Consider the following 12,218-nt stretch of genomic DNA (forward strand, 5'->3'; position numbering starts at 1 on the left):
CATTGCAATAAAAGAATGTGGAATCGATAAAAAAATGCGAAACAAAAAGAGTTTTACACATTGGGATGCTCCGTTGCGTAAAACTCTATGCTTGTTAATTGATTACATATTGTTCATTTATTTCTGCACATTTTAACATAATTTGTGTTTCGGCTTTTGAATATAAAGGGTCCCTGTAAAATTGTTTTAATAAGGCAGTCGAGCAGTAATCTTTAGCCTTAATCCATTGTTTATACAGTTTACTGTATGATACAGGCACTTCAATTCTTTCATAGTTCGTTAAAACGACGATTGTACAATTTTCCAGATACGGCACGATTTTTTCGACGTGATGCAATGAAAAGTACATACAATTTTCAACATTTCGCATTGCCTCTGTTGGGAACCAAATATGAATAAGGGGAAATCTCGGAATCATGATCGGGTTAACAGATTTGGAGCTAAGAACCGCTTTTGCTGCTTCCTTTGCACCTTTTAGGCTGGACCCATGTTCTTTCAGCTCGCTATCTAGCAATTGCATCGGTGTGAAAGGGACTCTTTTATGGCCATTCGGAGTGATTATAAGCGTATAAAGATTATTGAATTGATCAAATTCAGGCTTTAATACACAGGCATCATACAAGGAAATTCTGTACATTATCCATACTCCTTCCAATTTATAGTTATCATTTTTAGTAAAAAGGAGTATACTAACTATATGTCGGTATACTCCGGCTTCCAAACCTCAGGTGATATCTTTGGAGGATGCTCACTTGGGGTTTTTATATTGCCATTTCACATACTCACTCACCCCCTTTATCGGTTAACCTGGCATGGTAACCGCTTTCTTCGATGAATTAAAGTAATGGAATTTTTCCAGCCAAAAACAATATCGCAGTGGAACAGAATTGTGATAAAAGTTTGCTATAGATGACTAACCGATTGATTATGTATTTTGGGAAAACGGATGAAATTTTCGAATTCATGGGATGTAGTGGCATCTTGGGGTTTAATATTACCGTTTTCTATTTACTAAAAGGCGAATATTAATTTGTTGATGCTAATGGTCGTGGATGTTTATAAATTAATGTAGGTCTATTGATTATATACGTTTATTTTGTAGTGAATATATCTAAGTTCGAATTGCTAATTATTTACATTATACAAAATAGTACAATATAATCAATACTATTTTGACTATTTTAAATTTTATAAATAAAGAAGTCGAAATTTGAGAGAAAGGGTATATATGAAAAAGCCGTTGTGAAAAGATGCGTCCTTCTCACAGCGGCTTCTATATTTTAAACTTGTCCAGCTGTACCATATTGCTGCTGACGTGTAATTTTGATAACTTCTTTCCATGTATCGCGGAATTCAGTAACTAGGCCTTCGACTTCTACGATAATCGTAGAATCGTTATTAATGTTGGCTTCCATTAAACGACGGTTCATATAGTCGTATAGTGGAATCATTTGCTTCGATACTTCAAGCTCCGCATTTAAAGTCGACATCAGCTCCGAAATAATGGCCTGTGCCTTCTGGATATTCGTGTTTTTTTCTTCGATATTCTTTTCTTCAATCGCTTTTTTGGCTCTCGTTAAAAATTTCAGGCAGCCATTATAAAGCATCAATGTAAGCTCACCCGGTGACGCTGTTGTCACACTGTTTTGTTTATATGCATTAAAAGCAGCTGCTGTTTGAACTGTCATTATACACACTCCTCTATAGTTAAAACGCGCATACCGGCACGTTGTTATTTCTTCTGATCGTAATACTTCCCGTCCATCACACGAACCGACGCATACGGGTTATTATACTGCACTTCGCTCTTCTTTGCTGTCTGGACATTTTTCATATCTTGTCTGATTTCGCCCATGATTGATGCAAGCCGTTCCTGGATTCCTTTGTCGAGCTCTTGTAACAGCGCATGCTGCGGATTCGTTTTGGAAAGCTGAATATTTTCCCGCTGAAGGGAGGCAATGAGCTGGCCACGCTCTTCCAGCAGCTCTTCAACCGTTTTTAAAAGAGTCTCACGGTCTTCTGTTTGCGCCACTTCCCCGAGTTGCTTAAAAAGCTTTGCGGAAACTTGAAGTAATTGTTGTTCTACCGCCATGTTTTCGCCTCCGCTCTTTTAGTAATACTGACTCATCAATGAAGCCGATTGACTGTTCGCCTTGTTAATCATCGATTCCATCGCACCGAATTGCTTCCAGTAGCGACTTTCTATAGCTGTCAATTTATCCTGCCAAGCGTCCAAACTCTGGTTTACATTACGCAAATATTTGCCTAAAGTGTATTGCGTATCTGCCATCGAACCACGGCCTGCACGTTCATCGATTTTCTTCTCCATTGCATCCATCTCATCACGAATTTTGCGCATGAAGCCCCGTGTATCGCTTTGTACAGTTGTCCCGTCTGCTTTTGTCACAGTTGCGGATTTCTCTCCGCTCATTGTAAGCAATTGTACAACTGCATCCGGATCCTCCTCCAACGCTTTACGCAATTTCGTTTCATCAATTTCAAGCGTCCCGCCACTATTGTAGTCTTTTGAAGTCCCAATCCCGATTGTAAATAAGGCATTGTACTTTTGGTTTGTGACCGCATGATTTGTTTGATAAACCAATCCACGTAATGAAGATAGGCCACTTGTAAGAATTGAATCGCTTTTCAATAAACCGCTTTTTGCTCGTTCTTCCCACTGCTCAATTTCTTTTGTTTCCATCTCTTTCTTTTGCAGCGCTGTTAATGGCTTAAAGTCACGGTATTTCGCTTGTTTTGTCTGATCGGTTAAATCTTTGATAAACCCGTTGTAGGTTGCAACGAATTCCTTTACTTTGTTGATGATTTCGTCTACATTTACGGATGATGTCATTGTTACAGCGCCAGTTGTTACAGTTGTAGTAGGTGGTGTATTCTTTAAATCTTCTACTGTTTTCTCTGCAGTTTTATAATTTGTTTCACTTGTATCAAGAGAAGTTTTTGCCGCTTCAGCATTCTTCAATTTAACGCTTGCAGCTTCCAGTACCGCTGTATGTGTATGAACTTCTTTTAAAGCATTAAAATCATCCTCAGTTAATGTTGATGTAAACATCGCTTTTTGATCATCAGACAATTCACTATAACCCATATCTGTATCCAGTATTGCCTTGGCTTCTTTTGATAATGGCTTGTATACTTCTTCAGCCGTTTTTCCATCTACTAATAGTTTATTAGCTTCTGTAAGTAGCTCTGTAGCGTTTTCTACGCTTTTTCCATGCTCACTTATTTTACTCTCGATTTTCGTTCTAACAATGCTGATTTGTTCTTCTAGCGTCCCGCTTTCGTCTAAAGTAACATTATATGTCGAAGCAAGGGTTTTCAGAGTGCTATCAAGCCTTTTTTTAGTAAAGTCTAATGAATCCTGAGCTGCTTTCGTGAGCGTTGCTCCCTCATTGAATATAGATTTCAATGTGATGTTATAACCATTTATCGAAAAGGCATTTGTCGTACGCTCTGTTGCAATGCCGTTTACCTGGAACATTGCATTCTGTCCAGCTTCCGTCACTACTTTTGAAAGCCCTAGTTTTGCAAAGAGTTCCGATCCATTTTCATCTGTCGTCATCGCTGCACCGCCATTAACTTCCTTACCAGTGTTCTTAGCAGTTAGCGATAAACGCCCATTTTCAAATATCGCTGAAACCCCTGCGTTACTACCATTAATTTTCGTAATCAATTCTCCTACAGTAGTGTTTTCATCGATTCCAATTGATACTGCTTCGCCTAATTTCCCTTGCGTATCAATCGCATTTAATGTGAACATTTTTGGCATTTTTCCACTCTCAAATAGCGAACTCAGCTTCGTACTACTTGTGGCATTCACTTGTTCCCCAATTCCTCGCGCAGCTTTCGCTAATTGCGAGACACCCTCAATCGTAAGTGAACCCGAAGCCGTTCCAGTCGCTACAGCAGATACTAAATCCGAATTTGAACTTGTCGCTGTTTTCGTATTTAAGCTTTTTAAAATAAAATTATCGGCAATGTAATTATCCAATGTTGTCATTTTTTTATTGACATCGCGGTAGGCATCACGCTGCCATTCATAAATCTGCTTCTGTTGCTCGAGCTTGTCCATCGGCATGCGCTCAGCCACCATCAATTTTTCCACGAGCGTATCTATATCCATGCCTGACGCTAAACCGCCAATTCGCATTGCTGCCATACAATCTCCTCCAAACTACTTACACATTAGATTTTTTTATCAACTATCATTCCTACGAGCTTTTGCATTTCATAAAAAACATCCAGCATTTTTTTCGACGGTATTTCACGAATCACTTCTTCTGTTTCCGCATTCACTAGCTGAGCAAAATATTTGCCCAATCCTTCATGCAAGACAAATTTCAGTTCGCTGTTATTAATCGTAAAAAACTCATTTATTGAGTCAATTGCCTGCTCCAGCTTTTCTTTGACTACTGGTCCTTCAGTGCCTGTTTCACTTTGATTTTCCTGGATGACAATATTTTCTGCTTGCGCAGTTTGAACAGATCGAGCAGATTGTACGTCTGTCGACTGCTGGATTGTGTTCGGCATTGAAATACTAGTTGAATCAATTCGCATTTATACCCCTCCGTTAACATCGCTTGTTATGTTTTTTATCGGCTCCATTTTCGATTTTTTTATATTCATTTATTATATGATGAAATAAATTGACAGTATTTCGCTAATTATAGGAAGTATGCAGCTGATTTTCTAACTCGGTCACCTTAATTTTTAAATGCGTAAACCTTTCATTTAATCTACGCTTTTCATTTGCAGATATTGATTTGTGATTCGATGCCACTTGTTCTGCTATATGCTTCATTTCATATAAATTACTTTCTACTTGTTCAAGCAGTGCGTCACGCTGTTTTACCCACTGCAACTGGGCTTCCAAAAATGCAAGTTCTTCTTCGTTATTCATAAAATTCTCCTTCAAATTTTGATTACTATACATTATCTACTTTACGTAGAGACAGGGAACAGATTATTTCTCTCTTATTATATCAAGCAAAATATTCAATTATTTAATTTCCAAATGAAAAAAACGCGCATACTTCATTGCTATGTATACTTTAATAAAATTGAGTTGGAAAAAGTAAGATTAAACAGAAGCTAAGGTAATAGTATTTCAAGAAGATTTTGAATTAGTTATAAAATCTATATATATGTTCACTAGAACAATCTAATTATCTCCTCTAAATGTAAAAAAGACCCTAGCATGGCTAGAGTCTTTCTTACTATTAAACTTAACGTAATAATTGTAATACGCCTTGTGGTTGTTGGTTAGCTTGAGCTAACATTGCTTGCGCAGCTTGAGAAAGGATAGAGTTTTTAGTTTGCTCCATCATCTCTTTTGCCATATCTACATCACGGATACGAGATTCCGCAGCAGTTAAGTTTTCAGAAGATGTATTTAAGTTGTTGATTGTGTGCTCTAAACGGTTTTGGTTTGCACCAAGTTTAGAACGCTCAGCTGATACTGTATCAATAGCAGATTGAATAGTTGTAATAGCTTTTGCAGCATTTGCAGCGCTTGAAACATCTAGACCTGATTCTGTACCAGTTGAGTCAGTACCATTACTTACATCTTTAGTTGATGTAAATCCATCACCTGTACCTGTAATTTTAAGAGCACTTGCTCTCATATCGTTAATAGTAATGCCCATTGATTGACTTTCGTTAGCGCCAATTTGTAGATTAGCAGTAAAGTTGTCACCTGTTTTTACAGCTACTTGAGGTGCTGCAGCATCTGATTCAGTTCCCGTAGCTTGTGTTAAAGTAATTGTATTATCAGTTTGAGCTGCTGTATATTTGCCATCTGCACCAATTGCTGTTTGTAATTCTGCAAAGTCTTTAAAATCACCCGAACCATCTGCCTTGAATTCGTATTCGTCATCACCAATTGTTAACTTTTGGCCATCTGACAATTTTGAAATATCTAAATCAAAAGAGAATTTACCAGCTACTGCTGCTACTGCTGTTACTCCTGTTACTCCTGTTACCCCCGCAGTATCTTCTGTAAAACCAGTACCAGTAACTCCAGTTGCACCAGTTGTATCTACTGTTGCACCTGTATCATTACCAGTTTTTTGTGTTAATTTAAACGTAGCTCCTGTACCAGAAAAATCATACTTATTAGCTAGGTTTGTGTTTGCTTTAATAGCTGCCTCTGTATCTGCTAAATTAGCAGTAGATGTAATAGTTTCTCCATCAATAACTACATTTCCTCCGGTAATACCTGTAAGATCTAATGTGTATTCACCTTTTACTTCAGTAACTGCTGTTACTCCTGTAACTTCTGTTACTCCAGCAGTTACTGTTGTAGTTGCAAGATCTTCCTTACCGCCATTTAATAATTTCTTTGTATTAAACTCAGTAGTGTTACCGATACGGTTAATTTCTGATGTTAATTGATTAATTTCTTTTTGAATTTCACCACGGTCAGAGTCAGTATTTGTATCGTTACCAGCTTGTACTGCTAATTCACGCATACGTTGTAGGATATCATGTGTTTCATTCAATGCACCTTCAGCAGTTTGAATCATTGAGATACCATCTTGAGCGTTTTTAGAAGCCATATCTAAACCGCGGATTTGTCCACGCATTTTTTCAGAGATTGCTAAACCAGCAGCGTCATCTCCAGCTTTGTTAATACGCATACCTGAAGATAATTTCTCCATTGATTTTGATTGCTGTGTTGAAGCAGCGTTTAATTGACGGTGTGTGTTAAGTGCCGCAATGTTGTGATTAATTCTCATTATAATTTCCTCCCTGGAATGTTTGACCCACGTCCTTGTGGGCAAATGATGTTTTATGTAGAAGAGAAGTTAGCCGGCCGGTCGTGCTTCTCTTGCTAACACTAGTAATATCGGACATATTTTTTTTTGTTTAATAGTTTTTATTAATTTTTATAAACTATTTATCAACTAAGTTAACAGTGCTATTTTAGCTTATCAAACAGTGATAAATCTTTAACTACCGCTTCTGTATTGGAATCCGAAATATCCTTTCTCAGCTCGCCTCGGATGATGTCCACATGACGTGGTGCCCGGATGCCTACCTTCACTTGGTCGCCCTTGACTTCCGTGATGACAATTTCAATCTCTTCATCAATCCAGATTGTTTCGCCTACCTTCCGTGTTAGTACCAGCATGTGCTCACCCCTCCTTATTTCCTACCGCCAGACGATGGCGGATGGCGTAGTCTTCTTGCAGAATGATCTGCTTTGCTTTTTTGTTTTCCATATTCAAAATAATCGGTGCCTTCAAGTTCACCGTTGAGGCTTCCAGCGTTTCCTTGAGTGAGACAATGGCAAAAACCGCGACCTCTTTATTGCTTTTAATATCCAGCGCTTTAGTGACAGATTCGTCAAGTTCAATGCTGTAATCTGCTACGGTTGTGTACGGCGTTGTAATAATAAATGCCAAGCCTTGAGTGTTTAAGGACTGCAGTACTTGAAACACGCTTTCCTCTGACAATGGCAGCTGAATAAATTCCTTTTCTTCTTCAAAACCAGGTAGTCCATGCTCAAATTGAATGATTTCAGAGGGATTGATTTCAACCTCGCCTAAATAAGCAGTTGTAATTTTCATCGTATTCTCCTTTAAATAAGCCAATCGATTTTCAGTGATGGGTGTTGCTGTATATCCACATTTACTTTCCCGGGTGTATAGTTATGGATTGGCTTGTTTGTTTTCGTATTATTGATGACCTTTTGTGGTTCGGCTTGAATATCGACGGAGCCGGGCGTGAAGTTTATTTTTACGCTATCCGCCTGTGGAATGAACTTGATCCCTAGGCTGGAGTACGGCTGTCTTCCTGTTCTTTTTGCCTGTTCTACAAGCGGGTTGCCACCGTTTTCGATTTTCATGAGCTCGCCGCCTTCTTGTGACCGTCTTGCCAGTCCTTCCATTGCGGTTTGCGCACTGTACTGAGCAACTTCTGCAGCTCGGCTAGCCGAGCTTCTTAAATCAAGACTTTCGCGCATTTCAACCGAATCAATAGATAGCTCCGACTTCGTTGTATGGATCGACATTTCGGCTTTTGGCTGCTGAAGGTCCAAATCGGCTTTTGGTTGCTCGATTTGCTGAACCGGCTTTTGCGTTGTCAGAGCAATTTGTCCTCTTGTTGTCTGTAGCTGGATCTGCGGGATATTCATCTTGTCCCTCCCTTTAAAGAAAGCGCTTGGCACAAGTTGTCCAAACGCTTTTCATTATCTTAGAAAATCTGTTAAAGTCGGTTGAATGATTCGGGCCCCTACCGATAAGGCAGCGCGGTGAATCGATTCCTGTGTAATCATTTGCGTAATCGTTTTTTCATAGTCGATGTCTTCATTTTCCGACATGCGCTTTGTTGCGATGACTTCCTGTGACTGGAGTCTTGTATCCATTAATTCCACCCGGTTTTGACGCGCACCGATTCCGGCCCTTGTTTCAAGGAGCTTGTTCATGTTTTTGTCGATTGTTGAGATATGTTTCGAGAGTTCACTAGCAGGTGTATCGCTTTGAATCGCTGTGTTGATTTCCTCGAACATTGCGTCGATATCCTTGAACATATCGATCGGTGTACTGTTGATCGGCATCATAATCCCGCTGAACACTTCAATTTCAATCGTCTTATTAAACGCTTCATCTTCCACATACTTTTCACCATCAAAGGGTGCAGTCGTTGTTTTTGTACCGCTGAAAATATAGCGGTCTCCAATTTTTGTGTTCGCTAGGTTCTGGACATGCTCTCTTAATTGCTGAAGCTCACTGTCGATTTTTTTGCGGTCGTCTTCTGTCGTTGTCCCTGAGGAAGCATTTACCATAAGCTCATTAGCCCGTTGCAGAGCAGAACCGATTTTGTCGTAGGTGTCGTCCGTCGTATCGAGCCAGTTGTGCGCTTCACCGATATTGCGGGCAAATTGCTCCACATTGTTCAGTTCGGCGCGGTAGTTGATACCTTTCATTGCTGTCACAGGATCATCTGACGGACGGTTCACCTTTTTACCAGTGTTTACTTGCTCCTGAAGTTTTCCCATTGCTGCATAGCTGTTTGATAAATTACGCAGCATATTGTTTGAAAGCATAGATTGTGTTACACGCATTTTCGTCTACCTCCTATAATCCGGCGCGTCCCATGCCGTTAATGATTTTGTCGAGCGTTTCATCGATTACAGTAATCATGCGGGCATTGGCATTGTAGGCCTGTTGGAATGTAATCATATTTGTCATTTCTTCATCGATTGATACAGAACTTACCGAGTCGCGGCGTTCTTTTACCGCCTGCTGTAGTGTTCCTGCATTATATTCAAGGCGCGCTGCCTGCTGACCATCTACACCCAATTGGCCAATTAGTCCTTCGAAATAAGTTTGGACACTAAGATTATCTAAATCTTCTAATGCTTCAAATTTCATATTTGCAAGAGCAAGAGCGTTTTTCCCGTTCCCTGCCTCTGCAGTGCCGATAGCCGAATCTGAAGCCGCAATTTTGTTCGGGTCTTTTATTATAGTATCGGAAACATAGATGTTTTCAGCTGTAATTCCAGTCGCGTTTGGATCTTTGGAAACAAAGAAGTCCACTCCTTGGTTGCCCTCTAAATCCGTTCCGCTTTTGTGGATTTCATTGAACTTTTCAGCAAAAGCCTTGGCCATGTCATTCAATTTATTAATCATTTCCGGGAAGAGCCCAGTTGTCTCATTATTATTATTTGTGTAACCATAAGAATTGACTAACGATTTAAATTTCCCTGAATCGCTAAAGTTGTTGATATCAACAGTAGTCCCTGTTTGCGACCAATCAGCCGGAAGTGCCGTATCTTTTCCGTCACTGTCCAGTTTCACAAGGGAAATTCCAGTCATATTGCCGACCGGTGTGACACCATCATCTGCTCCATCCGTACGGAACTGTGCATAATCTTTCCCGTCTACTAACTTCATCTTCGATCCGTCTTTTAACACAAGTGACACAGTAATCGGTCCTTCAGCGATAGCCAAAGAATTTCCGCCTGAACCTTTTTCCGAGCGCTTTACTTCAATCGGGAAGTGAGTCGCCAGCTCGTCCAGTAAATTATCTCGTGCATCATATAAATCGTTCGGCATGTATCCATTCGGTTCGATTGCCTGGATTTGTGCGTTCAAATCGCCAATCTGCTTCAAAATCGAGTTCGCATCTCTTAATTCAATGCCAATTTCCGCACCAGCATTGTCCTGGATTTTTTTAATGGAGTTATACATGTAGTGGAAAGAATCCGCAACCGCAATCCCACGCTGTACAACAACTGCACGTGTTCCTCCGTTTTCCGGACGGACATTTAAATCCTGCAGGGAATTCCATAACTCATTTAATGATTCTGCCAACCCATAGTCAGATGGTTCATTCAATACATCTTCTAGTTGACTGATAGAATGAGATCTTGTCTGCCAGTAACCAAGTTTATGCGTTTCCTGTCTATATTGCTGGTCAACAAAACTATCGCGGATACGCTGCACAGAATGCGCCTGTACCCCTGTTCCGATATGTCCCGCTGTTTTACCTGTATTTAAACCCGGACTTGGGAATCCCGGTGTTGTTTCCATATTGACGCGTTGACGAGAATAGCCGAGTGTATTGGCATTTGAAATATTATGTCCTGTTGTGTAAAGCGCTGATTGCTGTGTGAACAGACCGCGCTTGCTTGCTTCAAGTCCCATAAATGTTGAACGCATTGTAGGACCTCCCTTTTAAGTGTGTTTATATCTAAATTCCGATATTTCCCCATGAAAAACGCATGTATCGCCCCCGCAGCATGCGGAAGCTTACATGCGATTAGGCTTTAAATTCATTGAATGAACGTTTCGTTACCTCAGCGTTTCCGCGCACTTCCGCACCGGAATAATTGAACTGTTCCGTACGTTGTGGACGCATTGCATCCAATGTAATGTTAATAAACTGCAGTGAGTTCATGACTAATTTTTGATTCAAATCGTTTTGCATCTTTAATTGATTCAACAAGGCGATTAATCGTTCGCGCACGCTGACCAATTTTTCTGTGGATTCGCTGTTTTCAGCGGCTGTTATCACATCGGCAACAGACGGTGTGTCAGTGAGAGCAATTCCTTTTGCTCGGAGGTAATCCGTTACCATCGCCTGACGCTGTTGTTCAAGTGTGTTAATTGCCGCTACATGTGCCTGCTCATTTTTGATGAGCTGATCCAACTTTTCCATATCACCTTGCTTAATGTATTCCGTTTTCGCAAGCGCTAGCTCCAGCAGACTTTTATGCATTTTCTCTAGCTTCTCCAGCGTGACGACAATCGTGGCAATTGACATGTATTTAGCGCTCCCTTGCTTGCAAAATTTGTGTTATTAGCCGCGGTAGAATTTCAGCATGTCTTCAGCAACCTGCTTTGCGTCTACTTTGTAGTTTCCAGAATCAATATCTTCCTTAATCTTTTTCACACGTTCTGCACGCTCATTTGCATAGGTCGAATTTGCCTGCATCTCTTTCGCTTTTGTTGAAATTTCGATGTGGTCCGCAAATGTTTTTTGAGTTTCTGCACTCTTTACAGCGCGTGCCTGTTTGTTGTAAGGATTGACTGCCTGCAAACCGATTGGATTAATCTTCATCTTTATAGACCTCCTCTCAAATTAAAAGCTTCGTCTAAAGTATATTTCGACTGCTTTGGCCGATTGTTTAAGCTTTATCGCAAAAAACTGGACTTATGTAGTATTTTATTATGCTCATTTTACGAAAAATAAAAACGAAGTCCTATTCAAACGACTTCGTTTTACGAATTTATTTTTTTTCAGAGTGATAAGTTGCACGATTTTGACGATTCATCTCATCACGGAATTCCTGTGCTGCTTCCAATGTACGTAATTCTGATTTTAATTCATTTTGGCATTTTTCACAGAGCTTCCCTGTAGTTGTCAAACGTCCACAGTTGTCACACGGGTAGCCAAGGTTCGGAAACATCGCCGGGTGCAGACGCCCTTTTCGTACCCATTTATAAAGCAAGTCCCGCTCAACGCTTGTCGCCTCTACAATTCGGTCGACATTCGCCGCACGGTTTTCACGCTTACGCAGAAAACGATATACTTCCTGATATTGATCCTCTTCTTTTTGTGCACAGTTATGGCAAACTTCCCTCATACCAGTGTAGTTAAAAAAACTGTTACATGACGGGCAATTTCTTAATTCAGCCATTTTGAGCCCTCCTCATTCGTTTAAACTTAATCATCTTAATTAACTAATAGGT

15 protein-coding genes are annotated in these 12,218 nt (G+C 40.1%); all 15 read right to left on the reverse strand.

Translation table 11 applies throughout. The features are described from left to right. Window positions 1-94 precede the first annotated feature (94 nt). On the reverse strand, window positions 95-637 hold the full coding sequence (locus CBM15_RS02465; protein WP_087615595.1) for a competence protein ComK: 543 nt from the start codon (window positions 635-637) through the stop codon (window positions 95-97). A gap of 643 nt (window positions 638-1,280) precedes the next feature. Continuing rightward, complete coding sequence (gene fliS / locus CBM15_RS02470) at window positions 1,281-1,688, reverse strand: flagellar export chaperone FliS (protein WP_087615596.1); 408 nt, start codon at window positions 1,686-1,688, stop codon at window positions 1,281-1,283. Window positions 1,689-1,732: 44 nt separating this feature from the next. Next, entirely contained in the window at window positions 1,733-2,092 is a 360-nt protein-coding gene (fliT, locus tag CBM15_RS02475; RefSeq protein ID WP_087615597.1) for a flagellar protein FliT, read from the reverse strand. Between the two features lie 18 nt (window positions 2,093-2,110). Then, the gene (fliD, locus tag CBM15_RS02480; RefSeq protein WP_087615598.1) at window positions 2,111-4,177 is read right to left on the reverse strand and encodes a flagellar filament capping protein FliD; all 2,067 of its coding nucleotides are present in this window, start codon (window positions 4,175-4,177) and stop codon (window positions 2,111-2,113) included. Between the two features lie 26 nt (window positions 4,178-4,203). Further along, the gene (locus CBM15_RS02485; protein ID WP_239534735.1) at window positions 4,204-4,575 is read right to left on the reverse strand and encodes a flagellar protein FlaG; all 372 of its coding nucleotides are present in this window, start codon (window positions 4,573-4,575) and stop codon (window positions 4,204-4,206) included. A 103-nt stretch (window positions 4,576-4,678) separates the two neighbouring features. Further along, the gene (locus tag CBM15_RS02490) at window positions 4,679-4,918 is read right to left on the reverse strand and encodes a hypothetical protein (RefSeq protein ID WP_087615599.1); all 240 of its coding nucleotides are present in this window, start codon (window positions 4,916-4,918) and stop codon (window positions 4,679-4,681) included. A 325-nt stretch (window positions 4,919-5,243) separates the two neighbouring features. Continuing rightward, entirely contained in the window at window positions 5,244-6,755 is a 1,512-nt protein-coding gene (locus CBM15_RS02495; RefSeq protein ID WP_087615600.1) for a flagellin N-terminal helical domain-containing protein, read from the reverse strand. A 182-nt stretch (window positions 6,756-6,937) separates the two neighbouring features. Next, window positions 6,938-7,150, reverse strand: coding sequence for a carbon storage regulator CsrA (csrA, locus tag CBM15_RS02500; RefSeq protein ID WP_087615601.1), 213 nt, complete (start codon window positions 7,148-7,150; stop codon window positions 6,938-6,940). A 4-nt stretch (window positions 7,151-7,154) separates the two neighbouring features. Beyond that, window positions 7,155-7,589, reverse strand: a complete 435-nt coding sequence (gene fliW / locus CBM15_RS02505) for a flagellar assembly protein FliW (RefSeq protein WP_087615602.1) — start codon at window positions 7,587-7,589, stop codon at window positions 7,155-7,157. 11 nt (window positions 7,590-7,600) lie between these two features. Beyond that, entirely contained in the window at window positions 7,601-8,155 is a 555-nt protein-coding gene (locus tag CBM15_RS02510; RefSeq protein WP_087615603.1) for a DUF6470 family protein, read from the reverse strand. Window positions 8,156-8,209: 54 nt separating this feature from the next. Then, window positions 8,210-9,085: a flagellar hook-associated protein FlgL gene (flgL, locus tag CBM15_RS02515; protein ID WP_087615604.1), complete on the reverse strand. Its 876-nt coding sequence runs from the start codon at window positions 9,083-9,085 to the stop codon at window positions 8,210-8,212. Window positions 9,086-9,098: 13 nt separating this feature from the next. Then, entirely contained in the window at window positions 9,099-10,685 is a 1,587-nt protein-coding gene (flgK, locus tag CBM15_RS02520; RefSeq protein WP_087615605.1) for a flagellar hook-associated protein FlgK, read from the reverse strand. Window positions 10,686-10,785: 100 nt separating this feature from the next. Next, window positions 10,786-11,289, reverse strand: a complete 504-nt coding sequence (locus tag CBM15_RS02525; protein ID WP_087615606.1) for a flagellar protein FlgN — start codon at window positions 11,287-11,289, stop codon at window positions 10,786-10,788. 36 nt (window positions 11,290-11,325) lie between these two features. Continuing rightward, on the reverse strand, window positions 11,326-11,586 hold the full coding sequence (flgM, locus tag CBM15_RS02530) for a flagellar biosynthesis anti-sigma factor FlgM (RefSeq protein WP_087615607.1): 261 nt from the start codon (window positions 11,584-11,586) through the stop codon (window positions 11,326-11,328). 169 nt (window positions 11,587-11,755) lie between these two features. Further along, on the reverse strand, window positions 11,756-12,166 hold the full coding sequence (locus CBM15_RS02535) for a TIGR03826 family flagellar region protein (RefSeq protein WP_087615608.1): 411 nt from the start codon (window positions 12,164-12,166) through the stop codon (window positions 11,756-11,758). Between the last annotated feature and the right edge of the window lie 52 nt (window positions 12,167-12,218).

Source organism: Solibacillus kalamii, from assembly GCF_002174535.1.
Taxonomy (GTDB): Bacteria; Bacillota; Bacilli; order Bacillales_A; family Planococcaceae; genus Solibacillus; species Solibacillus silvestris.

What these genes read in the sequence shown, in the direction of transcription:
- CBM15_RS02495 (WP_087615600.1), bottom strand. Translation starts at nt 6,755, where the DNA reads ATGAGAATTAATCACAACATTGCGGCACTTAACACACACCGTCAATTA.
- csrA (WP_087615601.1), bottom strand. Translation starts at nt 7,150, where the DNA reads ATGCTGGTACTAACACGGAAGGTAGGCGAAACAATCTGGATTGATGAA.
- CBM15_RS02485 (WP_239534735.1), bottom strand. Translation starts at nt 4,575, where the DNA reads ATGCGAATTGATTCAACTAGTATTTCAATGCCGAACACAATCCAGCAG.
- fliW (WP_087615602.1), bottom strand. Translation starts at nt 7,589, where the DNA reads ATGAAAATTACAACTGCTTATTTAGGCGAGGTTGAAATCAATCCCTCT.
- CBM15_RS02490 (WP_087615599.1), bottom strand. Translation starts at nt 4,918, where the DNA reads ATGAATAACGAAGAAGAACTTGCATTTTTGGAAGCCCAGTTGCAGTGG.
- flgL (WP_087615604.1), bottom strand. Translation starts at nt 9,085, where the DNA reads ATGCGTGTAACACAATCTATGCTTTCAAACAATATGCTGCGTAATTTA.
- CBM15_RS02465 (WP_087615595.1), bottom strand. Translation starts at nt 637, where the DNA reads ATGTACAGAATTTCCTTGTATGATGCCTGTGTATTAAAGCCTGAATTT.
- CBM15_RS02510 (WP_087615603.1), bottom strand. Translation starts at nt 8,155, where the DNA reads ATGAATATCCCGCAGATCCAGCTACAGACAACAAGAGGACAAATTGCT.
- fliT (WP_087615597.1), bottom strand. Translation starts at nt 2,092, where the DNA reads ATGGCGGTAGAACAACAATTACTTCAAGTTTCCGCAAAGCTTTTTAAG.
- fliS (WP_087615596.1), bottom strand. Translation starts at nt 1,688, where the DNA reads ATGACAGTTCAAACAGCAGCTGCTTTTAATGCATATAAACAAAACAGT.
- fliD (WP_087615598.1), bottom strand. Translation starts at nt 4,177, where the DNA reads ATGGCAGCAATGCGAATTGGCGGTTTAGCGTCAGGCATGGATATAGAT.
- flgM (WP_087615607.1), bottom strand. Translation starts at nt 11,586, where the DNA reads ATGAAGATTAATCCAATCGGTTTGCAGGCAGTCAATCCTTACAACAAA.
- CBM15_RS02525 (WP_087615606.1), bottom strand. Translation starts at nt 11,289, where the DNA reads ATGTCAATTGCCACGATTGTCGTCACGCTGGAGAAGCTAGAGAAAATG.
- flgK (WP_087615605.1), bottom strand. Translation starts at nt 10,685, where the DNA reads ATGCGTTCAACATTTATGGGACTTGAAGCAAGCAAGCGCGGTCTGTTC.
- CBM15_RS02535 (WP_087615608.1), bottom strand. Translation starts at nt 12,166, where the DNA reads ATGGCTGAATTAAGAAATTGCCCGTCATGTAACAGTTTTTTTAACTAC.